The organism is Brachybacterium equifaecis (assembly GCF_023509525.1).
GTDB lineage: Bacteria > Actinomycetota > Actinomycetes > Actinomycetales > Dermabacteraceae > Brachybacterium > Brachybacterium equifaecis.
In genome coordinates, this window is sequence record NZ_JAKNCJ010000004.1 from 25,686 (window position 1) to 50,865 (window position 25,180).

A 25,180-nucleotide genomic window follows, 5' to 3' on the forward strand; every position below is an offset into this window, starting at 1 on the left:
CGGCATGCTGCCCACCACCGTAGGTGTCGGGCCGCCCGGCCCGCGGGACGATGGTCCCCTTCTCGGCCCGTGTCGCACCCCCAGCGCGCTCCCCGCCTCCCGGTGAGCGCTGTGCCATACTTCTGGCAGCGCTCCTGCGCCCCGTACCGGGCGGAGGAACCTCTCGGCCCCGACACGCCCGAGCACCGATACCGCGCCCGCCGCGATCGAGCTGCTCTGCGGCGCCCGGCATCGCAGCGCTCCTCCTGGGAGCTGCGCGAGAGAGGGCGAATGACTTCCGTCCCCAGGGACGATGACACGAGAGGGCCCGGGGTGCGACGGGTCCGATAAGGAGCAGCCGATGGCTGAGAACAGCAGCACCCACCCGCAGTCCTCCACTGGCTCAGAGGGCTTCGCTCCCGCCTCCGCGGGCCGCGCGAAGCGGCCCCGCCGCCGGGCGGGCGCCCCCGCCGGTGCGCCTGCGCCCCTCGAGCAGGCGTCTGCATCGCAGAGCGTCGCGGCAGGCGGGCAGTCCACCTGTGAGAGCCCCGTCGCGGAGCACAGCGCCGCTCCCCGCACCGTCGTGCCCGAGCAGTCCGCGCAGCCCGCCGCCGCGGCGGAGCGCCCCGCCAAGAAGGCGCCGCGGCGCCGCGCGGGCGCACCCGCGGGCCCGCCCGCTGCCGTGACGGAGGAGCCCGCCGCCGCCGCGGTCGAGAGCGCCGAGCCGGTCGACGAGATCGTGGAGGCTGTCGGCACCGCGGAGCCCGACGAGGCGGTGGAGACTGTCGAGGCCGTGGAGACAGCCGAAGCCGATGGGCCCGGCGAAGCCGACGAGGCCGACGTGCCCGGCGAAGCCGACGAGGCCGACGAGGACGAGGATCAGCCCGCCGCGGATTCCGGTATCGCCGGGGACCTCCGCGCGCTGGCGACCCGTCGCGGAGATCGCGGCGGCCGTGCGCCCCGCGCCGAGGAGTCCGCGCGTCGCGAGCAGGCGCAGTTCGACTTCGCCTCCCTCATCTTCCAGGCGCCCGGCGCCGCTCCTGCTGCTGTCTCGCAGGACGAGGACGAGGACGAGGTCGCACAGCAGTCCGGCGCCGCGCAGGACGACGAGGCGCCGACCGCTCGCCGCTCCCGCCGCCGCGCCTCCTCAGGCCGCGGCCGCGGCGCCGGCGCCGAGGGCGCAAGGGACTCCGAGGAGCAGGGCGACGAGGTCCTCGCCCGCGACCCGCGCTTCCGCCAGTCCGGCGGCCCCGCGGCCCCGGCCCGCCGAGAGCCCGTGGCGGAGGAGCCCGTCGTCGAGGAGCCCGCAGCGCGCGGCGCCGGCGATGAGCAGTCCGAAGAGGATGATGCCGATTCGAACGCGCGGCGGCGTCGCCGTCGCGGCGGCCGGGGCCGTCGCGGCCGCGGCCGTGGCGAGGACGAGGAGAACACCAGCGGGGAGACCAGCAACGAGGAGACCGGCGCCGAGGGCGAGCGCCCGCGCTCCGAGCGCGGTGCCGACGACTCCGAGGCCTCCGTCGAGGAGCCGAGCGAGGGCGTGGAGCCCGACGAGTCCGAGGAGCGCGAGGAGCGGGGCAGCCGCCGCTCGCGCAGCCGCGGGCGCTCCCGCTCCCGCGGCCGCTCCGGCCAGGATGACGAGGGCGCGGGCGAGGCGGCGGATGCCGACTCCGATGCCGAGTCCCGCAGCGGGGAGAGCGAGGAGGAGGACGAGGAGCTGAGCAGCGGCTCGAGCTCGCGCCGCCGTCGCCGCCGCCGTCGCAGCGGCACGTCCTCGACCGACGCGTCGCCGGATGATCCGCCGAACACGGTCGTGCGCGTGCGCGAGGGCCGGGACGAGGTCAAGGGCGTCAAGGGCTCCACCCGCCTCGAGGCGAAGAAGCAGCGCCGCCGCGAAGGCCGCGACGCCGGCCGCCGCCGCACCGTGATCACCGAGGCCGAGTTCCTCGCGCGCCGCGAGGCCGTCAAGCGCTCGATGATCGTGCGCGAGCGCCCCGGGCGCACCCAGATCGCCGTGCTCGAGGACGACATCCTCGTGGAGCACTACGTCGCGCAGAAGACGCAGACCTCCATGGCCGGGAACGTGTACCTCGGCAAGGTCCAGAACGTGCTGCCCTCGATGGAGGCGGCGTTCGTGGACATCGGCAAGGGCCGCAACGCCGTGCTGTACGCGGGCGAGGTCAACTGGGATGCGGCGGGCCTGGAGGGCCAGCCGCGTCGGATCGAGCTCGCGCTCAAGAGCGGCGACCCCGTGCTCGTGCAGGTCACCAAGGATCCGATCGGGCACAAGGGAGCCCGGCTGACCAGCCAGATCTCCCTCCCGGGCCGATACGTCGTGCTCGTGCCCGGCGGATCGATGACCGGCATCTCCCGCAAGCTCCCCGAGGGCGAGCGCGCGCGCCTGAAGAAGATCATGAAGCAGGTCATCCCCGAGGGCGCGGGCGTCATCGTGCGCACCGCCGCGGAGGGCGCGAGCGAGGAGGAGCTGACGCGCGACGTCGAGCGCCTGCGCGCGCAGTGGGAGAAGATCCAGAAGGCGCAGAAGGGCAAGTCGGCCCCGGCCGCACTGTCCCAGGAGCCCGATATCGCGATCAAGGTCGTGCGCGACGTGTTCAACGAGGACTTCACCTCGTTGATCGTCGAGGGCGAGAACACCTACAACGAGGTGCACGAGTACATCGCCTCGGTCGCACCGGACCTGCTGGAGCGCCTCACCCGTCACGTGGGGGAGAAGGACTCCTTCGCCAAGCACCGCGTGGACGAGCAGCTGATGAAGGCGATGGACCGCAAGGTCTACCTGCCCTCCGGCGGCTCTCTGGTCATCGACCGCACCGAGGCCATGACGGTGATCGACGTCAACACCGGCAAGTTCACCGGCTCCGGCGGCTCCCTCGAGGAGACGGTCACCCGCAACAACCTCGAGGCCGCCGAGGAGATCGTCAACCAGCTGCGGCTGCGCGACATCGGCGGCATCATCGTGGTCGACTTCATCGACATGGTGCTCGAGGCCAACCGCGATCTCGTGCTGCGCCGCATGATCGAGTGCCTGGGCCGCGACCGCACCAAGCACCAGGTCGCCGAGGTGACCTCGCTCGGGCTCGTGCAGATGACTCGCAAGCGCGTGGGCGCGGGGCTCGTGGAGACCTTCTCGACGACCTGCGAGCACTGCAACGGGCGCGGCCTCGTGCTCGACTTCGACGAGCACGGCGAGGTGCAGCCCCATGCCGAGCAGCAGCACGCGCACGAGGAGGAGCCCTCCAAGGGCTCCCGCCGCCGCGGCGGGCGCACGAAGTCGGGCCGCTCCGGCGGCGCGGCATCCGTCGAGGACGCGCCGGAGGAGAGCGGCTCCGTGAGCGGCGACATCCACCGCCTCGAGGAGGACGAGAGCTCCCGGGCGCTCGCCCGCGCGACCATCGCCTCGATCGCGGCGGCCGCCGGCGCCAAGGGCGCTCCCGAGGTCACGGTCGACGGCGAGGTCGTCACGGTGCCCGAGGCCGAGTCGCCTGCCGAGGACGCATCCGACCCGGCGTGATGCGTTCCACAGCCGATATCCTGCATTTCCGCTGGTCGCGGGCCCGTTGATCCTTGACCTGCGGGGGTGCGGATCGTAAGCTGATCCCTGGCGCATTGAGCGCCGCAGTCTTTCCTGTCTGCTCGTCCGGAGCAGTCGCCGCCCCAGGGCAGCGCCTTCGGAGCGGCGAGGCCCCCAGGGTCGTCGGCCGAGCGCAGGCAGTCCCGATCAACAAGATGGAGCAGTGACGTGGTGTACGCAATCGTCCGCGCAGGCGGTCGTCAGGAGAAGGTGTCGGTCGGTGACACCATCGTGATCAACCGTGTTGCAGGCAGCGCGGGCGACAGCGTCGACTTCACCCCCGTTCTTCTCGTCGACGGTGACACGATCACCTCGGAGAAGTCCGACCTCGACAAGGTGAAGGTCTCCGCGGAGAAGATCGAGGACCTCCGCGGTCCGAAGATCCGCATCCTCAAGTACAAGAACAAGACCGGCTACAAGAAGCGTCAGGGCCACCGCCAGGAGCTCACGCGTCTGAAGATCACGGGCATCGCCTGAGCGGCGCCCTCACCGGCTGAACGAGAGAAGGCAGCGACATGGCACATAAGAAGGGCGCAAGCTCCTCCAAGAACGGCCGCGACTCGAACGCGCAGCGCCTCGGCGTGAAGCGCTTCGGCGGTCAGGAAGTCGGCGCGGGCGAGATCATCATCCGCCAGCGCGGCACCCGCATCCACCCCGGCGCCGGCGTCGGCCGCGGCAACGACGACACGCTGTTCGCGCTCGTCCCGGGCACCGTAGAGTTCGGTCGCAAGCGCGACCGCCGCGTGGTGAACATCGTCGCCAGCGCCTGAGCGCTGCGGCGCCCCGGCGCCGACGATCCTCGTGAAGGGGCGGAGCTTCAGCTCCGCCCCTTCACGCATCCCCGGTCCGCTGCGACCGGCGCAGCAGCATCACCCCGAAAGCCCAGGAGGCACCCATGGCCACGTTCGTCGATCGCGTCGTCCTGCACGTCGCAGGCGGTGACGGCGGCAACGGCGCCGCATCCATCCGCCGCGAGAAGTTCAAGCCGCTCGCCGGCCCCGACGGGGCCGACGGCGGCCGCGGCGGCGATGTGATCCTGGAGGTCGATCCTTCGACCACCACGCTCCTGAGCTATCACCACAAGCCGCACCAGAGCGCCTCCTCGGGCGATTTCGGCAAGGGCGACTACCGCCACGGCGCGATCGGCGAAGACCTCGTGCTCCCCGTGCCCGAGGGCACGGTCGTCTCCGACAAGGACGGCAACGTGCTGGTCGACATGGTCGGCGCGGGCACCCGCTTCGTCGCCGCCCGCGGCGGCCAGGGCGGCCTCGGCAACATGTCCCTCGCCTCCCCGAAGCGCAAGGCCCCCGGCTTCGCCCTGCTGGGCGAGCCGGGCGAGGAGCGCACGCTCGTCCTCGAGCTCAAGTCCGTGGCCGACGTGGCGCTCGTCGGCTACCCCAGCGCCGGGAAGAGCTCGCTGATCGCAGCGATGAGCGCCGCGCGGCCCAAGATCGCCGACTACCCCTTCACCACGCTCGTGCCGAATCTCGGCGTCGTGCAGGCGGGCGACTACCGGTACACGATCGCGGACGTCCCCGGCCTGATCCCCGGGGCCTCCGAGGGCAAGGGCCTGGGCCTGGACTTCCTGCGCCACATCGAGCGCTGCCACGTGATCGTCCACGTTCTCGATGCGGCGGCGATGGAGTCCGACCGCGACCCCGTCGGCGATCTCGCCACGATCGAGGCGGAGCTGGCCGCATACGCCGCCCGGCTCGATGAGGAGGCCGACGGCCGCACCCCGCTCATGGAGCGGCCCACCGTGATCGTCCTGAACAAGACCGATCTGCCCGACGGCGATGACATGGCCGGGATCGTGCGCGAGCAGCTCGCCGAGCGCGGCCTGCCGATCTTCGAGGTCAGCGCGGTCTCCCACAAGGGCCTGCGCGAGCTGTCCTTCCAGCTCGGCGCTCTCGTGGAGGAGGCGCGGGCCGCGATCCCCGCGCCGGTGGCCAAGCCCGTCGTCCTCACCCCGCGCAGCCGCGACGCGGCCGAGTTCCAGATCGTGCCCGAGCAGTTCGACGGCGCGACCGCCTACCGCATCATCGGCGACAAGCCCGAGCGCTGGGTGCGCCAGACGAACTTCACCAACGACGAGGCCGTCGGCTATCTCGCCGACCGCCTCGCGGCCATCGGCATCGAGGAGAGGCTCTACAAGTCCGGGGCCGTCGCCGGCAGCACCGTGCTGATCGGGCCCGGGGAGGATGCGGTCGTCTTCGACTGGGAGCCGACGATGCTGGGCGGCGCCGAGCACCTCGGCCCCCGCGGCACCGACATGCGCCTGGAGGGCACCGAGCGCGCGACGCGCGAGGAGAAGCGCGAGGAGCAGCGCAAGAAGACCGCCGAGCGCCTCGGCCGCATGGCCGCGATGGACGAGGAGCGCCGCGCAGGCCACTGGGCCGATCCCTCCGTCGTGCAGGATCCGGCGCCGCTGGAGGGCGGCGCGGACTCCGCCTCGGACCGCTGATCCCGTGCGCCCTGCTGCGGAGGAGCCGCGCCAGCCTGCGCGGGTGACCTCGAGGGAGCAGATCGCCGGCGCACGCCGCGTGGTGGTGAAGATCGGCTCCTCGAGCCTGACCGACGCGCAGGGCCGCCTCGATGCGGCCGCGGTGCGGGCGATCGCCGATCAGGCCGCTGCCCTCGGCTCCCGCGGCGCCGAGGTCGTGATCGTCTCCTCCGGCGCGATCGCCGCCGCGATCGGCCCGCTGGGCCTTCCGGAGCGGCCCGCCGACGTCGCCACGCAGCAGGCTGCGGCGGCCGTCGGGCAGAGCCTGCTGGCGGGTGCGTGGTCCGAGGCGTTCGCGGCGCACGGCACCATCACCGGCCAGGTGCTGCTCACGGAGTCCGACGTGATCCGCTCGGAGACGTACCTCAACGTGCGCACCGCCCTCGAGGCGATGATCGCTCTCGGCGTCATGCCGATCATCAACGAGAACGACACCACCGCCACGCACGAGATCCGCTTCGGGGACAACGACCGCCTGGCCGCACTGGTCGCGCAGCTCGTCGGCGCGGACCTCCTCGTCCTCCTGACCGACGTGGACGCCCTGTACACCGCTCCTCCGTCGGAGCCGGGGGCCCGGCGCATCGGCGTGGTCGAGGATCCGGATGCGCTCGAGGGCGTCAGTGTGGGATCGGTCGGGTCCAAGGTGGGCACCGGCGGCATGGTCACCAAGCTCGCCGCCGCCCAGCACGCCGCGACAACCGGCACCGCGACGATCCTCACGGCCGCTTCGCGCTTCGCCGAGGCCGCCTCCGGCGACGACGTCGGCACGTTCTTCCCCGCCCACCACGGCCGCCGCCGCTCGCGGCTCGTGTGGCTGCGCTTCGCGACGCGAGGCGCCGGCACGCTGGTCGTCGATGAGGGCGCGGCGGAGGCCCTGCGCATCCGTCGGCGCTCCCTGCTCCCCGTGGGCCTCGTGCGTGTGGAGGGCTCCTTCGGAGCGGGGGTGCCGGTGGACGTCGCGGGGCCCGACGGCGCCGTGATTGCGCGCGGGCTCGTCGCCTACGGGAGCGATGACCTGCGGCGCATGGCCGGACTGCCGACGGGCGTGCTGCGCACGGAGCTCGGGGAGCGGTTCGGCCGCCCCGCGATCCACCGCGACGAGCTCGTGCTGCTGCCCGCGGTCTGAGGGGCGTCCCTCAGGCTGCGGCAGCCGCGCCGCCCACCAGCCGCGCGAAGACGTCGAGGTCCACGTTCCCGCCCGAGAGGATCACCCCCACCCGGCGGCCGCTCCACGCGCCCGGTTCGGCGCGGAGGCCGGCGAGGCCCAGGGCGCCGGTGGGCTCGACCACGGTCTTCAGCCGGGTCGCCAGGAGCGCCATCGCCTCGGCGAGCTGCGCATCGCTCACCGTGCGGATCCCGGCGCAGTGCTCCTGGATCAACGGGAAGGGGATCGCGCCGACCTGACGGGTCTGCGCGCCGTCCGCGATCGTGCGCGGCACGTCGATGAGCACGCGGGTGCCGGTGGCCAGCGAGCGCTGGACGTCATCCCCCGCTTCTGGCTCCACCCCGAGCACGGCGCAGCCCGGGGCGAGCTCTGCTGCGGCGAGCAGGCTGCCGCCGAGGAGGCCGCCCCCGCCGCAGGGCACGAACAGGGCATCGAGCTGCCCGGCCTCCTCGAAGAGCTCGAGAGCAGCAGTGCCCTGGCCCGCGACGATGTCGGGGTGGTCGAAGGGCGGGATCAGCGTGCCCCCGTGCTCGCTCGCGAGCGCAGCGGCGATCTCCTCGCGGCTCTCGGTGTACCTGTCGTACAGCACGACCTGTGCGCCGTATCCGGCGGTCGCCTCCCTCTTGGCGCGCGGGGCGTCGGCCGGCATCACGATGATCGCGGTGCGGCCCTGCTCCCTCGCAGCGAGCGCGACGGCCTGGGCATGGTTGCCCGCGGAGTAGGCGACCACAGGCGTCCCCGCAGGGAGCCGCGACAGCGCCCAGTACGCGCCGCGCAGCTTGAACGCGCCGGTGCGCTGGAGGTTCTCGGCCTTCAGATGCACCTCGCAGCCGAGCATCTCGTCGAGCTGCCGCGAGCGCATGACGGGGGTGCGGTGGGCGACGCCGTCGAGGGCGCGGGCGGCGGCACGGACGTCGGCCGGCGTCACGGTCGTTCGAGCGCTCATGAGGCTCCTCGGATCGGGTGGGGGAGGGCGGCAGCAGCGGGAGGCAGGGCGCGGCTCTCGCGGCGCATCCCAATCCTAGGAGCGGACAGGCTCCGCCGGTCGCTCGCCCGCTAGCCTTCTGGCATGGATCGCCCCCGCGCAACGACCTCTCCCGCTCCCGACCTCGAGGCGCCCGACGCCCCCGCGCCCACGCCCACGAGCGTCGAAGCGGCGGTGCTCGCAGCGGCGCGCGCCGCGAAGGAAGCGCAGCCCGCGATCGCGACGATGCACCGCGGAGCGAAGGACGCGGTCCTGCTCGCGATGGCGGACTCCCTGGTGGAGCGCACCGAGGAGATCCTCGAGGCGAACGCCCGCGATCTCGCCGCTGCCGACGCCGCCGGAATGGATCCCGGCCTGCGCGATCGCCTCGCCCTGACCGCGGCGCGAGTGGCTGCCATCGCCCAGCAGTTGCGCGCGGCCGCCGCCCTGCCCGATCCGGTGGGGGAGGTCGTGCGCGGATCGATCCTCGCCAACGGGCTCGAGCTGCGCCAGGTGCGGGTGGCCCTCGGCGTGGTGGGCATGGTCTACGAGGCCCGCCCGAACGTGACCGTCGATGCCGCCGGGCTCTGCCTGAAGGCCGGCAGCGCGGTGGTGCTGCGCGGCGGATCCGCCGCCCTGCACTCCAACACCGCGCTGATCGCGGTGCTGAGGGATGTGCTGGTGGCGAGCGATCTTCCGGCCGATCTCATCGTCGGCATCGATGAGCACGGGCGCGAGGGCGTCGACGTGCTGATGCGCGCCCGCGGGCTCATCGACGTGCTGATCCCGCGCGGAGGCGCCGGGCTGATCCAGGCCGTCGTGCGCGGCTCCCAGGTGCCGGTGATCGAGACCGGCACCGGCAACACGCACGTGCTCATCGACGAGACCGCCGATCTGGAGCTCGCCGCGCAGATCGTCGAGAACGCGAAGACGCAGCGCATCGGCGTGTGCAACTCCCTCGAGACCCTCCTCGTGCACCGGGGCATCGCCGAGCGCGCCCTCCCGGTGATCGCCGCCGTGCTCGCCCCGCATGGGGTCACCCTGCACGCGGATGACGCTGCGCGCGCGATCCTCGAGACCGCCGGCTCCGAGGGCCAGGGCCTGCGCGTCGTCCCCGCGACCGCGGCCGACTGGGACACCGAGTACCTCGCGCTCGACCTCGCAGTGCGCGTGGTGCCTGACCTCGACGCCGCGATCGCTCACATCCGCGCGCACTCCAGCGGCCACACCGAGTCGATCCTCACCGCCGACCGCAGCGCCGAGCGGCGCTTCCTCGCCGAGGTCGACTCGGCGGTGGTGATGGCGAACGCCTCCACCCGCTTCTCCGACGGCGGGGAGTTCGGCTTCGGCGCGGAGATCGGCATCAGCACCCAGAAGCTCCACGCCCGCGGGCCGATGGGGCTGATCGAGCTCACCTCCACGAAGTGGCTGGTGATCGGGGACGGGCAGATCCGCCCCTGAGTGCGCCCTGCCGTGAAGCACGGCCCGGCTGTGGGATGATGGAGGGGTCTACGTCATCGAAAGGTGAACCCATGCTCGAGCATGTCCTGATCCTCGCCGAGGGTGCTGCGCACTCCGAAGGCGTCCCCCCGTGGCTCGTCGGCCTGGCGATGTTCGCCGGCCTCATGCTGCTGCTGCTGATCACCTACCTGTTCAGCGGGATGAACCAGCGCGGCCGCGAGCGCGATCTGTCGACCGGCCATGCCGCCGCCGGGCATCGCACGGCGACTGCGACCGGTCACGGCGTGCGCACCCACGCGCCCGGCTCGCACGACGCCGCGCACTGACCTGATGGAGGGGCAGCGCCGCCGACTGGGCGTGATGGGCGGAACGTTCGATCCGATCCACCACGGCCACCTCGTCGCCGCGAGCGAGGTCCAGAGCGTGTTCGGTCTGGACGAGGTGATCTTCGTGCCGACGGGCCGCCCCTGGCAGAAGGAGGGGCGGGAGATCTCCGACCCCGAGCACCGCTATCTGATGACGGTCATCGCGACCGCCGCGAACCCGGTGTTCACCGTATCCCGCGTGGATATCGACCGCCCCGGTGCGACGTACACGATCGACACCCTGCGCGATCTCACGGCTCAGCACCCCGATGCGGATCTGTTCTTCATCACCGGCGCCGACGCCCTGCAGTCCATCCTCACCTGGAAGGACAACCAGGAGATCTTCGAGCTCGCGCACTTCGTCGGCGTGACGCGGCCCGAGCACGTGCTCGAGACCGAGGGGCTGCCCGGGGATCGCGTCACCCTGATCGAAGTGCCCGCCATGTCCATCAGCTCCACGGACTGCCGAGTGCGGGTCGCCGCCGGTCAGCCGGTCTGGTACCTCGTGCCCGACGGAGTCGTGCAGTACATCAACAAGTACGCCCTCTACACAGGAGGTGACGGCGATGTCTGAGAAGACCGCCCCTGAGGACAGCACGACGCCCGAGGATGCGGATCTCGCAGCCCGCGGGATCGAGAGCGCGCGCGACGAGAGCGACACCGCCGAGCTGCCCGCTGTCCTCGACGACGACTCCTCGCAGGAGAGCGTGAGCCCGGAGGCGGAGACGCCCGCGGCCCTCGACGCGCCCGCGATCCGCTCCTTCGACCGGACTCTCGGCACTGCCCCGGCTGCGGCGGCGCCCGCCCCGCGTCGCCACGGCCGCCGCGCCCGCCGCCTCGCCGAGCCGGACTCCGCCCAGGGCGCTGCCGCGCCCGCCGCGCTGAACCCTGCCGACAGCGCCCAGCCGCTCGTCTTCGGCTCCCACCCCCCGCTCACCGGATCGGACGCCGCGGACAGCTCCACGCCGGACGCGGCGAAGGACGCCACCGCGGATGCGGCGACCGTCGCCGCTGCACCCGACACGGCACCCTCGGCGCAGGCGGATGCGACCGCCGCGGGCGCTCCCGCTGTCGATGCACCTGCTGTCGAGGATCCCGCGGCCGACGCCCCCGCTGCCGACGGTGAGCGCGCTGACGGTTCCGCCGAGGGCATCGCTGACGAGAGCGCTGCCGGTACCGATGCGGCGGAGACCGGCTCCGAGAGCGACTCCTCCGCTGCGGATGATCCGCAGACCGCATCGCCCACGACCGCAGAGCCGGCCGTCCCGTCCGCAGACGCTGCCGCATCTGCCAGCGGCGCAGAGGGCGCACCGGCAGTGCGAGGCGCTCTTGCACCGCCGACCGCCGATGCTCCGCTGCCGAAGGTGCGCCGCTTCGGCAAGCGGGCCCGGGTCATCGAGATCGATCCTGAGGCCGATGCAGCGCTCGGCGCCGCGGGCCAGGCGGGCGAGATCCCGCGCGATGCGGCCGCCGGCCCGTCGGACGCCCAGGGAGCTGCGCAGAGCACCGATGCTGCGGTGCTGGCGGCCGAGGGCGCGGCGAGGAGCGCCCGTGCCCCCGAGGCCGGAGTCGATCGCGACTCCGATGGCGTGGAGCTCGGTGAGATGGGCGTTGTGGACGCCCCGAATCCGCGTCCCGCACCCCGCTTCGACGGGCGCGTCCTGAACCGACCCGAGCAGACCCGCGGCCGCCCGCTCGTGTGGATCGTCTGGGCAGTGATCGCTCTCGCGGTCATCGCTCTCGTGGTCCTGCTCCTCACCGGTCAGCTGGGAGGTAGCGCGAACGCTGCCTCCGCAGCTGCCGGGCCGGTGGGGGAGATCCTCTCCTCCATCGCTGAACCCACTTCGCTCCAGACCTCGGAGGTCACCCTCGCGTGAGCATTCCTGACGACATCCTCGCCCTCGCCCGCACTGCCGCCCAGGCGGCGTCCGACAAGCTCGCCGGCGAGGTGATCGGCCTCGATGTCTCGGAGCTGGTCGTGATCACCGACGTGTTCCTGGTGTGCTCGGGCAGCTCCGAGCGCCAGGTCTCGGCGATCGTGGACGGCATCGAGGAGCAGCTCCTCAAGGAGCACCGCCGCAAGCCCCTGCGCCGCGAGGGCCAGATGGACGCCCGCTGGGTGCTCCTGGACTACGGCGACATCGTGATCCACGTGCAGCACGCGGAGGATCGCGCGTTCTATGCGCTCGAGCGCCTGTGGCGCGAGGCGCCCGTGCTCGACCTGCAGATCGATGAGGGCGGCCCCGCTGCCCCGGCCGGATCGGACAGCAGCTCGGCGGCATGAGCGCCGCTCCCTCTTCGCGGCTGATCCTGGTGCGCCACGGCCAGACCGACTACAACGCCGAAGGCCGCCTCCAGGGGCAGGTCGACATCCCCCTGAACACGACCGGTCGCGTGCAGGCCGAGGGCGTTGCGCGCGCCCTGCGGAACGAGCCGATCGACGTGATCGTGTCCTCGCCGCTGGTGCGTGCGCTCGACACAGCGCAGGAGATCTCGCGATCGCTCGGCGGCCTGGAGGTCGTGGTCGACGACGCAGTCATCGAGCAGGGCTTCGGCCAGTGGGAGGGCCTCATCGGCTCCGAGATCGAGTCGCAGTGGCCTGATCTCTACCGCGACTGGCGCACCTCGAAAGCTGTGCCGGGGATCGGCATGGAGGAGCGCGCGGTCGTGGGGGAGCGGTTCGCCGGCGCCGCCCGGCGACTGCTCGCCCAGCACGCGGGTCGCACTGTTCTCGTGGTCTCCCACGGCGCTGCGATCCGCTCGGGCATCACCGCGCTGATCGGTCAGAATCCGGCCGCGTTCTTCGGCATCGGCGGCCTCGGCAACTGCCACCGCAGCGTGCTCGAACCCCTGCGCTCGGACCCGCAGGGGCAGGCTATGAGGCTGCTGTCACACAACGTCCCACCCGATTTCGCATGAGCCGGGGCGGGCTGTAAGATTGTCGAGTCGCTGCAGCGCAGGCAGGTCTTCGGACCGAGGCTGAGCAGCAGGGACTCCCTTCGGGGCTATGGCGCAGTTGGTAGCGCGCTTCCATGGCATGGAAGAGGTCAGGGGTTCGATTCCCCTTAGCTCCACCCAATGTGTCTTACGGGAACACGCGACATCGAAAGATGTGGTGTGTTCCCGTAAGTCGTTTCTGCCCTCGTGCTCATGCTTCGCGTCGTCATCGTCGGCGTTGGTGCTTTCGCGGATGATGGTGGCGAACGGTTCGGCGAGCCTGGGGCGTAGTTGTTCGTCGTCGGTGATGTCGAGGCGGGTGTAGAAGGCCTGGTTCGCGAGCCGCCGGTCCGCGTCGCCGGAGCGGGCGTACGCGTGGTGCGCGTCGGTGAGCAGCCGCAGCGAGTCATGCAGGAACGCCCGCCCTCCGGTGTGGTGCTCGTCGTGCTCGGTGAGTTTCTGGTTCACGTCGGCGAGGCCTGCGCGGATGCGCTCTTGGTGCCGTTTCAGGGTGGGGAGGTCGATGGCGTCGGCGAAGTGCGCGGCGAGCAGCTTGTCGCTCTCCGACTCCAACTTCGCTCGGTTTGCCATGAGGTCGGCGATCTCTTGGTCGCGGCCTGCCATGCGCTTGTCGAACGCCGCATCCACCTTCGCAGCGAGGTCGCGGTAGGTCTGGTCGCTGATCGTGATCGAGGCGTAGGAGTCCGCCACGATGCGCTCGGCGACTGCGACCGGCACCGCACGCCTCGTGCAGGTCGTCTTCTTGGCGGCACGACCGGAGCAGACGAAGTAGGCGTAGGTCGTGCCGCGCGGGTTGGTGGCGAAGTCGAGCAGCATCCTCGACCCGCAGCTGCCGCAGTGCAGGAGTCCTTTCAGGTGGTGCGCGTGCTGGACGTGCCGCGTCTGCTTCGCCGTCCGCGCTTTCAGGAGCGACTGCACCTGGTCGAACAGAGCTGGTTCCACGATGGGGTCGTGCGCGCCGGGATACAGGGCGCCCTTGTAGCGGATCACCCCGGCGTAGTAGGGGTTCGTGAGGAGCTTGTAGAGCGTGTTCTTCCCCAACGGCCTCGACGGGCGCTTCGGCGTCGGCACCGTCACCAAGCCCCGTGCGGTGAGGTCGCGCAGCAGGCCGGTCACAGAGGTCTCGCCCTCGGCGTAGTGCTCGAACGCCCACCGGATCAACGGGGCACGCTCGGCATCGACCTCGACCGTGCGAATCTCCCGGCCCGCGTCGGTGCGGCGCACGTTCAAGTATCCGATGGGGGCGCGCATCGGGGTACCGCCCTGGGCGACTTTCTGCGTGAGTCCTTTGGTGACTTCGGTGGCGAGGTTCCGGGAGTAGAACTCGGCGATGGAGGACATGATGCCGTGTACGAGCATCCCCGAGGGTGTCTGGTCGATGGACTCGGTGGCCGAGACGAGGGTGACTCCGGCGTTGATGAGGGCTTCGTGGATGGCCACGTCGTCGGCGCGGTTGCGGGCGAGCCGGTCGAGCTTGTGCACGATGCGGAATGTGACGCGGGTCGCGGCGATGAACGCCAGCATCTCTTGCAGCCCGTCACGATCCGCCGAACGTGCTGATTCGCCCGCGTCGACGAATTCGCGCACGATCCTCGCGCCCAGCTCGTCGGCTTTGCGCTGGTTGGCTTCGCGTTGGGCGGGGATCGAGAAGCCTTCGTCGGTGCCGCCACGTTCGGCTTGCTCCCGCGTCGAGACCCGCAGGTAGGAGACCGCGAGGAGCACCGGCTTGTCGCCCGCGTGATCGTCGCTGACGCCTGCCGAGGTGAGGGTGAGGGTGGGAGCGGTGGTGGTGTTCATGCGGTGCTCCTTCGTTGGTGCGCGGGTTCTTCCTCTACTCTGCCTCGCACATCTGACATGCGGCTCAGATTCTCCGGAGCCGGGAGGCCGTACGGGTCGGGCCGGCCGTCTCGGTGCGCGTCGTGGCGGGCCTGAGTGATGTTCAGCACCCACTCCACGAGCTTGCGCATGTCCGGCTCCGCCCGCCGCACCGCCCGCAACCGCAACTGCCCCGAATCGACCCCCGTTCCGAGCGCACCCCTGCCCCGCGCCGCGCGTCGCGGCGACTCGTCGGGTGTGTGTCGAGGTCGGTCACTCATCTCTAACTCGCGTCATGGCAGATACGTGAGTTTAGGGTAGCACACATATGGCGTAGCGGCCATTGCGTGAGGTCATGTAGGCTGGGTGGCATGGTCGAGGAGTTGGAGAGCGTGCCGTTGCTGGTGCCGGAGGACTTGCCTGCGGGCTGGCAGATGCCCGAGCCCTCGCCCTTCGACCCCGACCATGACAGCTCCGAGATTGACGCGGCGCTCAGGTATGAGCGGTGGGTCGATCCCGCGCCGGGGCTGGATCGGAAGTTGAATTCCAGCCACAACAACAACGATTCCGGACGCTGGTTCCTCATCCAGCACACCGAGTCGAGCGCCCGTGTGCTGTTGCGGTTGCAACGGCAGTACCTGTTGGATGAGGAGCCCAAGGGTGAGGTGCGGATCACCGGGATCGTGTATCTGCCCGAGTGGGCGGGTGATCCCGTGGCGAGTCCGATGCTGCGCAACCTCCCCACGTCGCGGATCGAGGCGGCGATCAATCGCCGCCAGTTCGCCGTCACCGGGGCCACCCGCTTCGAGGGCGGCACCATGACCATGCCGTCGGGTCGTGTCCTGCGCTCGGCGGACGTGATGCAGCCGCTCGGGAATCCGAAGCGCACCCCGGACTTCTACGAGGTCGTCGCCCTCCAGCACACCCGCCTCGTGGACGACGGCGAACCGAACCCGACCGCGCGGATGGCGGAGATCAGCCGCGTGCCGCTGTCGACGGCGCAGGGCTGGGTCGCCCGCGCCCGCCGCAAAGGACTCCTCCCGCCCGGACGCCGAGGACGCGCCGGATAGCCGGACGAGACGCACAGCATGACTCTTGACTCCGTGAGGGATACGACGGCGGCAGACCGCGTGCTGCTCGCGCGGGCTACGCTCGACAACTTGAACTGGAACGGCCCGCGCTTCACCATGCCCGAGGTCGAGGGCACCCCGCAGTTTCGCCACTACTACGACGGCTGGCCGAGCGGCGAAGACTTCGGCCTCGTTGCCGAGGACGCCGAGAGCGTGGCCATCGCGGTGGTCTGGCTGCGCTACTTCACCGCAGAAGACCCCGGCTACGGGTTCGTCGCGGAGACCATTCCGGAGCTGAGCATCTGGGTCAGCGCCGAGCATCGAGGCCAAGGTGTCGGTGGACTGCTCCTGCGTCGAGCCACCAAGGTGGCCCGATCCCGCGGCGTCACCGCGATCAGCCTCTCGGTCGAGGACGGCAACCCCGCCGCAAAGCTCTACGCCCGGCACGGCTTCCGCCCCGCCCCGAACGGCGCGCCGGGCTGCCTACTCATGGAACTGTGACCCGCGCCGCCGTCACCCGGCTGCTGTCAGAGGTGGGCGAGTAGAATAGAGACTCAGACCGAGAGGAGCGGGCTATGAGCAACACGATGCTGACTGCCGATGCTCCGGTGGCGCGAACGCGACCGGACTTCACGCACGTCTCGGACGTCATGCTCTACGACATCGCCCGGCACACCGCCTCGCTGCTGATCGCGGAACTGATCGCCCGCGCCGACGCCGCCACCGACGAGTCCGACCAGGAGCAGTGGGAGGCGAGACTGCGGCTGGTCGATGAACAGGTCTCGGCACTGAACCCGGATGATCGTGCGGGCCTGATCGCGCAGAACGAGGCCTGGGACGACGAGAGCCACGCCCTGCGCGACCGCGCATAGTCGATCGCTCGCGTATGGATGATCAGGTCGAGCATCCCGTCGGCTCCGACGAATGGCTGACCCGCGTCTTTCAGGCGCGGGCGCGACAGCGGCTATTCGGCTCCCATTCGCCGCATCCTGACGGACCGGTGCTGGTACTGTTGGGCGGGCAGCCCGCGGCGGGCAAGACCCAGGCGCAGCGGACAATCCTGGCCGAGCACCCCGACGACGATCTGGTCGAGGTCACCGGCGACGACCTGCGCGTGTTCCACCCCGACTACCGCAACCTCTCACGCGACGCGCCGTTCCTGATGCCGAACACGACCGCCCCGGTCTCGGGAGGACTGGTCAGGCTCGCGGTCGAGCACGCCCACGCGCATCGGTACTCGCTGCTGCTGGAGGGCACCTTCCGCGACCCGGCGATGGTGACGGGCACCGCGGGCCGGTTCGCCGATGCCGGGTACCGGGTCGAGGTCGCCGCCGTCGCCACCCCCGCGGTCGTGTCGCGCCTGTCGGCGGAGATGCGCTCCCTCGCGGGCGGACTCCCCGCGGTAGGCCGGTGGACACCGCCCAGTGCGCACGAATCCGCGTTGGAGCACTCGCCAGGCGTGCTGGCCGCGCTCGAAACCCTCCCGCACGTCGCCCGAGTACAAGTGTTCTCCCGCGAACGACTCCTCTACGCCAACACCCGCACCAGCACCGGGGCGTGGCAGCGCCCGGCGGAAGCCGCCAGGGTGCTGCATACCGAGCAGCACCGCGCACTCGGGGAGGTGGAGGCGGTCGGCTGGCTGCGCGACTACGCCGCCGTGTTCGCCCAGGCCGCGGCCCGGCCCGGCTACCTCGGCCCCGAGACCGCCCCGACCTACCTGCGCCTGCAAGCCAACGCCGAGGGCATGATCCGCTCCCTGATGTTCACGCCCGGCGCGCCAGCGGGCGAGCTGCAACGCCAACAGCGGGAACGGCACGCCCACCTGCGCCGGGTACTCCCGCCCGACCTGATCCCGACACGACGAACAGCCCGACCGGCGCCGTTCTCCGAGCCCCCGGCGCATGCCCCGGACCGGGAACCCCCGACACGCGGACTCTGACACCCGACGCAAGACCACCGGCACCGACCGCCCCTGCGAAGACCGCCGCCGCGTCCCTCCGCCTCGACGCCAGCATCACCGCCCGCACCTCTGCCCGGACACGCCCCACACCCCTCTGTCTGCCCTCGGCCTCTCCTCACGTTCTCGCCCCTTTCTCAGCGAATAAATTGAATGAACGTATCCTAAGTGCCGTAGTTGCTGATACGCTAGTTGAGCGAAGCGACGGATTGAAGGTGGTCGAGATGCATGGCGGCGTGATCCCGTTCCGGGGCACCGGGGCCGATGCGCTGCGCTATGTCGAGTCCGACCGTTCACGCGCTGACGACTACTACCTGGGCGCGGAGACGACCGTTTCGCAGTTCGCGGCGCTGGACGGGGCGGGCGCGGTGACTGCTGAGCTGGCCCTTGACCCTGTGGCGTATGCGGGGTGGGTGGACTGGACGAACCCGCTCACGGGCGAGTCGATGGGCAAGCCGCGCCGGGCGGGGTTGGATCGGCAGGCCTCGCCCCGGTTCATGGAGATGGTCATCAACACGCCCAAGTCGCTGTCGATCGCCGCTGCGCTGCACCCGGAGGTCTCCGAAGCCCTCGACGCGGCCCAGCAGGACGCGCTCTCGGAGATTCGGCGCTGGCTCGCCCAGCACTCCGTGACCCGCGTGGGGTCGCTGGGGGCGCAGGAGGTCGTACCCATGGAGCAGATGCACGTCGTCGGGATCACGCACCGCACGAGTCGGGCGGGTGATCCGCACCGGCACATTCACATGCAGATCGGCACCCGCGTGTTCGCGGCGGGGAAGTGGCGTGGTCTGTTCACCGCTGCGCTGTTCCGGCAGCAAGGCGCGATCCGTGCCCTCGGTACTGCCGTGATTGCTGCCAGCCCGGAGCTTGCCGATGTGCTCGACCGGCACGGCCTGACCCTCGACCCCGCAACCGGCGAAGTCACCGAATTGCAGCCCTACAACGGCGTGATGAGCAAGCGTGGCGTACAGGTGCGCCGGAACCTCGACCGCCTCGAAGCCGCATGGAACGAAGCGCACCCCGGCGAGAGCATCGGGCCAGTCGTCGCCTCGCGCCTGCGAGCCGAGGCGTGGGCGTATGAGCGGCCCGCGAAGAAGCCCACCACTCTGGGCGACGAAGCCGCATGGGTGACAGAGCTACGCGAGGCCGGATACGCCCCCGACACCTGGCAGCGGCCCGAGCCTATCGCCTCGGTGTCGCTCGATGATCTGTCCGTGCAGGAGGTTGCATCGCGCACGCTGGATCGTTGCGCCGCTGCCGAGTCCGCATGGTCGGCCCACACTGTGACCGAGCACGCGACCCGGATCATGACCGAGCACGGCGTGCAAGCGACACCCGCCGAGATACGCGACTTCATCACGGCCGCGTCGCGGTTGGCGTTGGAGGACTGCTTCACGATCCTGCCACCAGACGCACCGGCGCTTGAGCATGTGGCGCATCTGACGAGTGTGCGCGTCATGCAGGCCGAAACCGAGCTCCGCGACCTCATCGCCGCACGAGTACCCGAGACTGAGCCGGCGGTGCCGAATGTGCAGGGGGTGGCGCAGGCCGCCTGCCTCGACGCGGGCCAGGCCGGGGCCGCCGCAGCCCTTGCCTCCACCGACCCGCTGGTAATCGTGGAGGGTGCAGCGGGCAGCGGGAAGACGACGATGCTGGGTGTTGCTATCGAGGCCGCGGCCGATCAGGGCAGGGCGTCGCGGGTGGTGACGCCGACGAAGAAAGCCGCTGATGTTGCGCAACAAGAACTCGGCACCCCCACCGCGAGCGTTGCGGCACTCGTCCACGCCCACGGCTGGCGCTGGAACCGCGACGGCGTATGGACGCGCCTCGCACCCGGCGACACCGACTCCGAGACCGGGCGCCCCTATGCCGGAGTGCCGAAAGCCTCGCAGCTCGCACCAGGTGAGCGGGTGATCGTGGACGAGGCGGGGATGCTTGACCAAGACACCGCGCTCGCCCTGTTCGCCGTCGCTGCCGAGCACGGCGCGACCCTCGCGCTCGTCGGCGACCGGGCGCAACTCCCCGCAGTCGGCAGGGGCGGGGGGCTCGACATGGCCGCAACGATCCGGGGCCGCACCATCGACATGGCAGAAGTCCACCGCTTCACCGACCCCGCCTACGCGGAACTATCGGTGCGGTTGCGCGACCGGGCCGATCCCGGCGCGATCTTCGATCAGCTCACGGCACTCGGACTGATCCGGCTGCACACCGATGCCGATGGTCTGCGCGAGCACATTGCCCAGCGCAGGGAGGAGGGGGAGACGGTCACAGTCGCCACCAACGACGAGGCCGCCCGCCTGAACGAGCGCATCCGCGACCACCGCACCCACACCGCAGCCGTAGACGATCAGGTGACCGCCACGGGATCGGATGGGCTTCCCATCGGGCGCGGTGACCTGATCCAAACGCGGAAGAACGACACCGGCCTGGGTGTGGCGAACCGGCAACTGTGGATCGTGCAACACGTTGCAGACGATGGGGCGATATGGGCGGTTGAGGCACGCAACGACCGGAAGCGCGAGCACACCGTCCACCTGCCTGCCGCCTACGTCATCGAGCACGCTCACCTTGCCTATGCCTCGACCGCTTACGGGGTGCAGGGCGTCACCGCCAAGGGGTCGCACACGATCCTCAGCGACGCGATGAGCGGCGCCGCCGTGTACGTCGGTATGACCCGAGGCAAGCAGGAGAGCCAGTTACACGTCATCGCCGAGAATACGGCCGATGCGCGGCAGCAGTTCATCGACGCCGTAGAGCGCGACCGCGCCGATCGAGGCCTGGCCGACGCCACCCAGCGCGCAGCAGAAGCGGTGCGGGGTCTGGTCGACGATGGCCCCGTCAAGCTCGTCAGCACCGAGATAGCTGCCCGCACCCAGCAGGCCGAACGAGCGGAACGACGAGCGGCACTGTGGCGGCGGGCCGCCGATGCGCTCACCGACCTGGACGCGCAGCAGCGCGACGAACGCGACCACGCACGCCAGGCCAGGGACACCGCAACCCAGCAGCTCGAACGGGTGCGCGCCGAAGTCGCCGCCCCGCTCACCAAGCAGGCATCGGCGGCGTTGGCCGAATGGCAGGAGGCCGACACCGCACAGCAGATCGCGCGCGATTGTCTGGGCACGGTCGGCAGGTTCGGCAAGCGCCGCGCCACCAGAGAACACCGCACCGCGCAGACCCTTGCCCGCCACGCCGAGCAGCGGCTGACAAGGGCGTGGGGTGAGCCGCCCCGCTGGAACGAGGACAGCGCATCGTGGGTCGAGCGCGTCACCCGACCCCGGATCGACACCGATCCCCGCGTGACTGAAGCCGCCGGGCAGCAGGAGACAGCGGCGAAAGCCGTGCGCAAGACGTTGGAACCGGACGACCTGCCGCGCTTGCGCATCTACGCCCGCATCATCGGCACCGACACAGTGGTGAAGAACCGCGCCGCGTACCTCGACGCCCGACCCCGCACCAACGCTGAGAACCAGGCCCGCACCGCGCAGCAGGCCCGCGCCGAAATCGAGGCACTACGCGCCCTCACCCTCGCTGAGGCCGTCGCGCGGATCAAGCAGATCCGCGCCAACGAGCAAGCACAGCGTGAGGCCGCCGACTTTGCTCTGAAAGAGCGCCGACGACAGGTCGATGTCCACCGTCACACACTTGACAGTGGCCCGCGCTCTGACGGCCCGTCCCTGGGCTGGTGACCGCACCTACAGCCAGGCAGTGGGCCCGGCCGTCGGCGGCACACGTCTACTCGGCGTGGGTGGATACGGGGCAAAGCCATGAGGGGACTGTCCAACCTTATGGCGATAGTCGAATCTCAAACGCTTCGATGGCGGCGCGCGCCTCCTGCGCGTCGGTGCCCTCAGCAATAGCCGCCAGGGCAGCTCTCCAGGCGGCGGCGAGCACTCGCCCGAGCACAGGAGAGTCAGTGGCCGAGCCGAGCACTTCAGCGAGGCGATCGCCGTCTGATCCGGCCGGAGGCGCTCCCAGAATGCGTAGGAATCGCTCGCCGACGGCGAAGTCGAACCCGACCAGGAGCGCCGCCCGCACGGCGGTCGCGTGATCCGCCCCGCTGGCCGCGGCAGCGCCTTCCATTCGATCCAGCAATCGGCGCTCTACATCGGCTCGGACGAACTCGTACAGCCCGAGCTTGCTGCCGAAGTGGTGATAGAGCGCGCCAGTAGTCACCTCGGCCGCTGCCGACAGTTCGCCGACTGTGACCTCATCAAAGGCGCGTGCTCCGAAGGCAGTCACCGCCGCGAGGACGAGTCGGCCCTTCGGGGACGACGACACCGGAACCCACTCGCGCATGGCACCATAATACTGTTACGCTATAAAGAAATCTTGTTATGACACCGAAAGGCCCGCCATGAAACTCGAGTTCCTGTTCATCCCGACCTCGGACCTCAACGCCTCGCTTGCGCTCTACCGCGACGGACTCGGTTTCACCGAGCTATGGCGCGAGGGTGACGCCACCGTCGCGCTGACCCTGCCCGGGAGTGAGGTGCAGGTTATGCTCGACGCGAACGACCCCCAGGCGCCCGCTGGCCCGATCTTCGTAGTCGAGAGCGTCACCGACTTCCACGCGAAGCGGCCTGAGGCGCTGAGCGTGATCGAGGAGCCCGCGGACATCCCAGGTGGTGCAATGGCTACCTATCAGGAGCCGGGCGGTGCCGTTCTCTACATCCTCGACCAGTCCACGGACGCCGAAGCAGGCTGAGCGACACCGTCCACCTCTGCCGCTGCGAACGCGAGTGGTGTTGTGTACGAGTTAGGGTCCACCAAAGGCTCGCGCAGGTCCATGGGTGCCGCATCCTGATCCTGTGCGCGAGGGGTCGAGGTGTACGGCTGGACTCCCTCCTTGTCGGCTGGCGCGATCACCGCGTCTTTGCCCACACCGTGCCCCGGTGAACCTCGAACCGCCGCGCCAACGCGTTCACGCTGACACCTTGCGCGCGGGCTGTTCGCATAGCGTCCACTTCCTTGTCGCTGAGGCGTGTTCGAGGTCGTTTACTTGGTTCCGCCGCCGCCGCGATCAGCGGGTCGTCCGGCTCTCCGGTAGGGTCGGCATCCCCACGGATGCCTTGATTCCACGCGGAGACCAGCCTCTCAACCCGTGGTCGTCTGTTCCCGCAGCGTTCCATTGCGTCCACCAGTAGGACCGAGAGGCCCTCTGATCGACGGACATGTTGATCAGAGGGCCTCTTCCCATGTCGGAGCGATCGGTCTCCCGGGTGAGCGTGGACAAAGCCCGATTCCAGTGGGGACGGGGGTTCCGTGTCCCGTGGGCCCGCCTGGGGCGCCCCTCACCTCCCGTAGTGGTAACGGCAGCTGGCGATGCGGGTCTCGCCGTCGACGATCCTGTAGACCAGGCGATGCTCGTCGGTGATGCGCCGGGACCAGTAGCCCGACAAGCCGTGCTTGAGAGCTTCAGGCTTTCCGATGCCCTCGTTGCCGTTCCTCGAAATGTCCTGGATGAGCAGGTTGATCCGCGTGAGAGTACGGCGGTCTTCCGCCTGCCACCACAGATAGTCCGACCAGGCACTCTCGTCCCAGATCAGGAGCACGGTTCAGCTCTCGATGAGCTCGTGCGAGGTGCCGCCCCGGTTCTCCAGCCGTTCGATCGAATCCAGGAGGCGGCGAGCGTTGGCCGGCGAGCGCATGAGGTACGCGGCCTCGCGCAGGGACTCGTATTCCGCCAGGGACACGATGACGACGGGCTCGTGACCTGCACGCGTGATGATGGCTTCTTCACGGTTGTCGACCACGTCATCGAGCACCTGGGCGTAGTTCGCGCGGGACTCGGTGTAGCTGAGCGTCTTCATGGGGCACCTCCTGTACGGAAAAATGTACGTGCAAGGAAGCGGGCCGTCAACAGCCGCGCTGCAGTACGCTCGATGCAGGTGCGTGACCGCCTGGTGTCTGACGCTGCGCGGGTGCCGGCCAGCGCCTACAGGAACGGCCGCAGCGGCACCAGCGCCTGCTCGGTGAGGCGGGCGATCGGGTGGCGTTCGCGCCATCTCGGGGACTGCAGGGTCTCGCAGTGCTCAGAGTCCGCGGCGAAGACCTTCTCCATCTCGGCGGCGAAGTCGCGGTCGATGATCTCCACGTTCGTCTCGTAGTTGAAGGAGAGCGAGAGGCGGTCGATGTTGGCGGTGCCGATGGTCGACCAGATCCCGTCGATCGTGGCGGTCTTCGCGTGGATCATCGCCGCTTCGTACAGCAGGATCGTCACACCCGCATCGAGCAGCTGGCCGTAGGAGCCTCGCGCCGCGAAATCGGCCACGATGTGGTTGGACTTCTTCGGGATCATCACCCGCACGTCCACGCCGCGCTGCGCGGCGTCGACCAGGGCGTGGAGGACCTGCTGGTCGGGGATGAAGTACGGGGTGTTGAGGTAGATGTGATCCTGGGCGCGCTCGATCGCCTCGAGGTAGGTCTGGCGGATCGGGTAGACGAGCTGCAGCGGCAGGTTCGCCGAGACCCGCATCGCGGGATCCCATTCGTCCGGCGGGATCCAGGCGACCTCGGCCTGGGAGTCCTTCGCGACCTCGTTCCACACGCGTCGCATGGAGTTGCGCAGCCCCCACACCACCGGGCCCTCGGCGCGAAGATGCGTGTCGCGCCACTGTCGGGAGTAGAGGGAGCCGATGTTGTAGCCGCCCACGAAGCCCGTCTCGTCGTCGACGATGAGGATCTTGGAGTGGTTGAAGCCGGTGTGGCGCAGGATGCCCTGCCAATAGGGCCGGGCGAAGCCGGGCAGGCGTCGCACGTGCACCTTCGGGGAGATGGTCCGGTAGAACTTCCGGTCCACCACGAGATTCCCGAAGCCGTCGTAGAGCACGTGCACGTCGACTCCGCGCTCCGCGGCACGGTTGAAGGCGTCCACGAAGCGCGCCCCCATCTCGTCGCCCTTCCAGATGAAGGTCTCCATCAGCACGGTGTGCTCGGCACCGTCGATCGCGGCGAGCATGTCCGCGTAGACGTCCGATCCCGAGGTGTAGATCGTCAGCCGCGAGTCGCGCACCGACGCCTCGAAGGTGCCGGGCCGCGGCGCCTCGCGCTCCTTGCGGTCGTTCTTCTTCACCGCGTCCAGCGTCATCAGCGCGGCCGCCGCCGTGATCGGCGGCACCGCGAACGTCGCGGTGCCGAGCAGCGCGAGTCGGCGCAGCGGGCGGGGTCCGAGGAGGGCAGATGCGGCACGCAGGAGAGGCATCATCCCAGCCTAGGCCCGCTTCCTCCGAGGACCCCCGGAGCGCCGATCGGATCGCGAAGTGCTGCCCCGAGGTCCGGGCAGTGCGCAGATCGGGCGTTCCGTGCACGGTCGATGGAAGAATGGGGCCACGTGCCGATGGCACCCCGCGAGCAG

At 70.3% G+C, this 25,180-nt stretch carries 22 protein-coding genes, 1 tRNA gene and 1 pseudogene; 18 read left to right on the forward strand and 6 right to left on the reverse strand.

Annotation, left to right across the window (positions count from 1 at the left end):
• The first annotated feature begins 340 nt into the window (after positions 1 to 340).
• The 5 genes from Bequi_RS09190 to proB all read left to right on the forward strand — a co-directional run bounded on the left by Bequi_RS09190 (position 341) and on the right by proB (position 7,197).
• Positions 341 to 3,508: an Rne/Rng family ribonuclease gene (locus tag Bequi_RS09190; protein ID WP_249737644.1), complete on the forward strand. Its 3,168-nt coding sequence runs from the start codon at positions 341 to 343 to the stop codon at positions 3,506 to 3,508.
• Between the two features lie 228 nt (positions 3,509 to 3,736).
• Positions 3,737 to 4,045, forward strand: a complete 309-nt coding sequence (gene rplU, locus Bequi_RS09195) for a 50S ribosomal protein L21 (protein ID WP_249737645.1) — start codon at positions 3,737 to 3,739, stop codon at positions 4,043 to 4,045.
• A 38-nt stretch (positions 4,046 to 4,083) separates the two neighbouring features.
• Complete coding sequence (gene rpmA / locus Bequi_RS09200) at positions 4,084 to 4,338, forward strand: 50S ribosomal protein L27 (protein ID WP_249737646.1); 255 nt, start codon at positions 4,084 to 4,086, stop codon at positions 4,336 to 4,338.
• Between the two features lie 125 nt (positions 4,339 to 4,463).
• Complete coding sequence (obgE, locus tag Bequi_RS09205) at positions 4,464 to 6,032, forward strand: GTPase ObgE (protein ID WP_249737647.1); 1,569 nt, start codon at positions 4,464 to 4,466, stop codon at positions 6,030 to 6,032.
• Positions 6,033 to 6,075: 43 nt separating this feature from the next.
• Positions 6,076 to 7,197 carry a glutamate 5-kinase gene (gene proB, locus Bequi_RS09210; RefSeq protein ID WP_249737648.1) on the forward strand — a complete coding sequence of 374 codons (1,122 nt, stop codon included), beginning with the start codon at positions 6,076 to 6,078 and terminating at the stop codon, positions 7,195 to 7,197.
• Between the two features lie 10 nt (positions 7,198 to 7,207).
• Here proB and Bequi_RS09215 read toward each other — a convergent pair whose 3' ends face one another.
• The gene (locus tag Bequi_RS09215; protein WP_249737649.1) at positions 7,208 to 8,182 is read right to left on the reverse strand and encodes a pyridoxal-phosphate dependent enzyme; all 975 of its coding nucleotides are present in this window, start codon (positions 8,180 to 8,182) and stop codon (positions 7,208 to 7,210) included.
• Positions 8,183 to 8,305: 123 nt separating this feature from the next.
• Between Bequi_RS09215 and Bequi_RS09220 the strand changes: the two genes are divergently transcribed.
• The 7 genes from Bequi_RS09220 (at position 8,306) to Bequi_RS09250 (ending at position 13,100) form a co-directional block, all read left to right on the forward strand.
• Positions 8,306 to 9,661 (forward strand): glutamate-5-semialdehyde dehydrogenase, encoded by a 1,356-nt coding sequence (locus Bequi_RS09220; RefSeq protein WP_249737650.1) that lies wholly within the window; start codon positions 8,306 to 8,308, stop codon positions 9,659 to 9,661.
• Positions 9,662 to 9,732: 71 nt separating this feature from the next.
• Positions 9,733 to 9,987 (forward strand): hypothetical protein, encoded by a 255-nt coding sequence (locus Bequi_RS09225; protein WP_249737651.1) that lies wholly within the window; start codon positions 9,733 to 9,735, stop codon positions 9,985 to 9,987.
• Between the two features lie 4 nt (positions 9,988 to 9,991).
• Entirely contained in the window at positions 9,992 to 10,600 is a 609-nt protein-coding gene (gene nadD / locus Bequi_RS09230; protein WP_283774880.1) for a nicotinate-nucleotide adenylyltransferase, read from the forward strand.
• Positions 10,593 to 11,903 (forward strand): hypothetical protein, encoded by a 1,311-nt coding sequence (locus Bequi_RS09235; RefSeq protein WP_249737652.1) that lies wholly within the window; start codon positions 10,593 to 10,595, stop codon positions 11,901 to 11,903. The genes nadD and Bequi_RS09235 overlap by 8 nt, the downstream gene beginning before the upstream one ends.
• On the forward strand, positions 11,900 to 12,310 hold the full coding sequence (rsfS, locus tag Bequi_RS09240; protein WP_249737653.1) for a ribosome silencing factor: 411 nt from the start codon (positions 11,900 to 11,902) through the stop codon (positions 12,308 to 12,310). The genes Bequi_RS09235 and rsfS overlap by 4 nt, the downstream gene beginning before the upstream one ends.
• Positions 12,307 to 12,945: a histidine phosphatase family protein gene (locus Bequi_RS09245; RefSeq protein WP_249737654.1), complete on the forward strand. Its 639-nt coding sequence runs from the start codon at positions 12,307 to 12,309 to the stop codon at positions 12,943 to 12,945. Before rsfS ends, Bequi_RS09245 begins: the two co-directional genes overlap by 4 nt.
• 82 nt (positions 12,946 to 13,027) lie before the next feature.
• Positions 13,028 to 13,100 (forward strand) — tRNA-Ala (locus Bequi_RS09250).
• A gap of 625 nt (positions 13,101 to 13,725) precedes the next feature.
• Here Bequi_RS09250 and Bequi_RS09255 read toward each other — a convergent pair.
• Positions 13,726 to 14,781: pseudogene (locus tag Bequi_RS09255) on the reverse strand (recombinase family protein); the annotation flags it as partial.
• A gap of 389 nt (positions 14,782 to 15,170) precedes the next feature.
• Between Bequi_RS09255 and Bequi_RS09260 the strand changes: the two are divergent.
• The 5 genes from Bequi_RS09260 (at position 15,171) to mobF (ending at position 21,512) form a co-directional block, all read left to right on the forward strand.
• Positions 15,171 to 15,869, forward strand: a complete 699-nt coding sequence (locus Bequi_RS09260; protein ID WP_249737655.1) for a hypothetical protein — start codon at positions 15,171 to 15,173, stop codon at positions 15,867 to 15,869.
• A gap of 18 nt (positions 15,870 to 15,887) precedes the next feature.
• Positions 15,888 to 16,370 carry a GNAT family N-acetyltransferase gene (locus tag Bequi_RS09265; protein ID WP_249737656.1) on the forward strand — a complete coding sequence of 161 codons (483 nt, stop codon included), beginning with the start codon at positions 15,888 to 15,890 and terminating at the stop codon, positions 16,368 to 16,370.
• Between the two features lie 74 nt (positions 16,371 to 16,444).
• Positions 16,445 to 16,741 (forward strand): hypothetical protein, encoded by a 297-nt coding sequence (locus Bequi_RS09270; RefSeq protein ID WP_249737657.1) that lies wholly within the window; start codon positions 16,445 to 16,447, stop codon positions 16,739 to 16,741.
• Positions 16,742 to 16,755: 14 nt separating this feature from the next.
• Positions 16,756 to 17,808, forward strand: a complete 1,053-nt coding sequence (locus Bequi_RS09275; RefSeq protein WP_249737658.1) for a zeta toxin family protein — start codon at positions 16,756 to 16,758, stop codon at positions 17,806 to 17,808.
• A gap of 242 nt (positions 17,809 to 18,050) precedes the next feature.
• On the forward strand, positions 18,051 to 21,512 hold the full coding sequence (gene mobF, locus Bequi_RS09280; protein WP_249737789.1) for a MobF family relaxase: 3,462 nt from the start codon (positions 18,051 to 18,053) through the stop codon (positions 21,510 to 21,512).
• 97 nt (positions 21,513 to 21,609) lie between these two features.
• On the opposite strand, the gene Bequi_RS09285 is transcribed toward mobF, so the two are convergent.
• Complete coding sequence (locus Bequi_RS09285; RefSeq protein ID WP_130455678.1) at positions 21,610 to 22,122, reverse strand: TetR/AcrR family transcriptional regulator; 513 nt, start codon at positions 22,120 to 22,122, stop codon at positions 21,610 to 21,612.
• Between the two features lie 58 nt (positions 22,123 to 22,180).
• Here Bequi_RS09285 and Bequi_RS09290 point away from each other — a divergent pair, with 58 nt between their 5' ends.
• Complete coding sequence (locus tag Bequi_RS09290) at positions 22,181 to 22,531, forward strand: VOC family protein (RefSeq protein WP_130455676.1); 351 nt, start codon at positions 22,181 to 22,183, stop codon at positions 22,529 to 22,531.
• Positions 22,532 to 23,117: 586 nt separating this feature from the next.
• Here the strand turns inward: Bequi_RS09290 and Bequi_RS09295 are convergent.
• The 3 genes from Bequi_RS09295 to Bequi_RS09305 all read right to left on the reverse strand — a co-directional run bounded on the left by Bequi_RS09295 (position 23,118) and on the right by Bequi_RS09305 (position 25,027).
• Positions 23,118 to 23,378 (reverse strand): Txe/YoeB family addiction module toxin, encoded by a 261-nt coding sequence (locus Bequi_RS09295; RefSeq protein WP_249737659.1) that lies wholly within the window; start codon positions 23,376 to 23,378, stop codon positions 23,118 to 23,120.
• A 3-nt stretch (positions 23,379 to 23,381) separates the two neighbouring features.
• The gene (locus Bequi_RS09300) at positions 23,382 to 23,636 is read right to left on the reverse strand and encodes a type II toxin-antitoxin system Phd/YefM family antitoxin (RefSeq protein WP_249737660.1); all 255 of its coding nucleotides are present in this window, start codon (positions 23,634 to 23,636) and stop codon (positions 23,382 to 23,384) included.
• Positions 23,637 to 23,761: 125 nt separating this feature from the next.
• Positions 23,762 to 25,027, reverse strand: coding sequence for a phospholipase D-like domain-containing protein (locus tag Bequi_RS09305; RefSeq protein WP_249737661.1), 1,266 nt, complete (start codon positions 25,025 to 25,027; stop codon positions 23,762 to 23,764).
• Positions 25,028 to 25,180 lie beyond the last annotated feature (153 nt).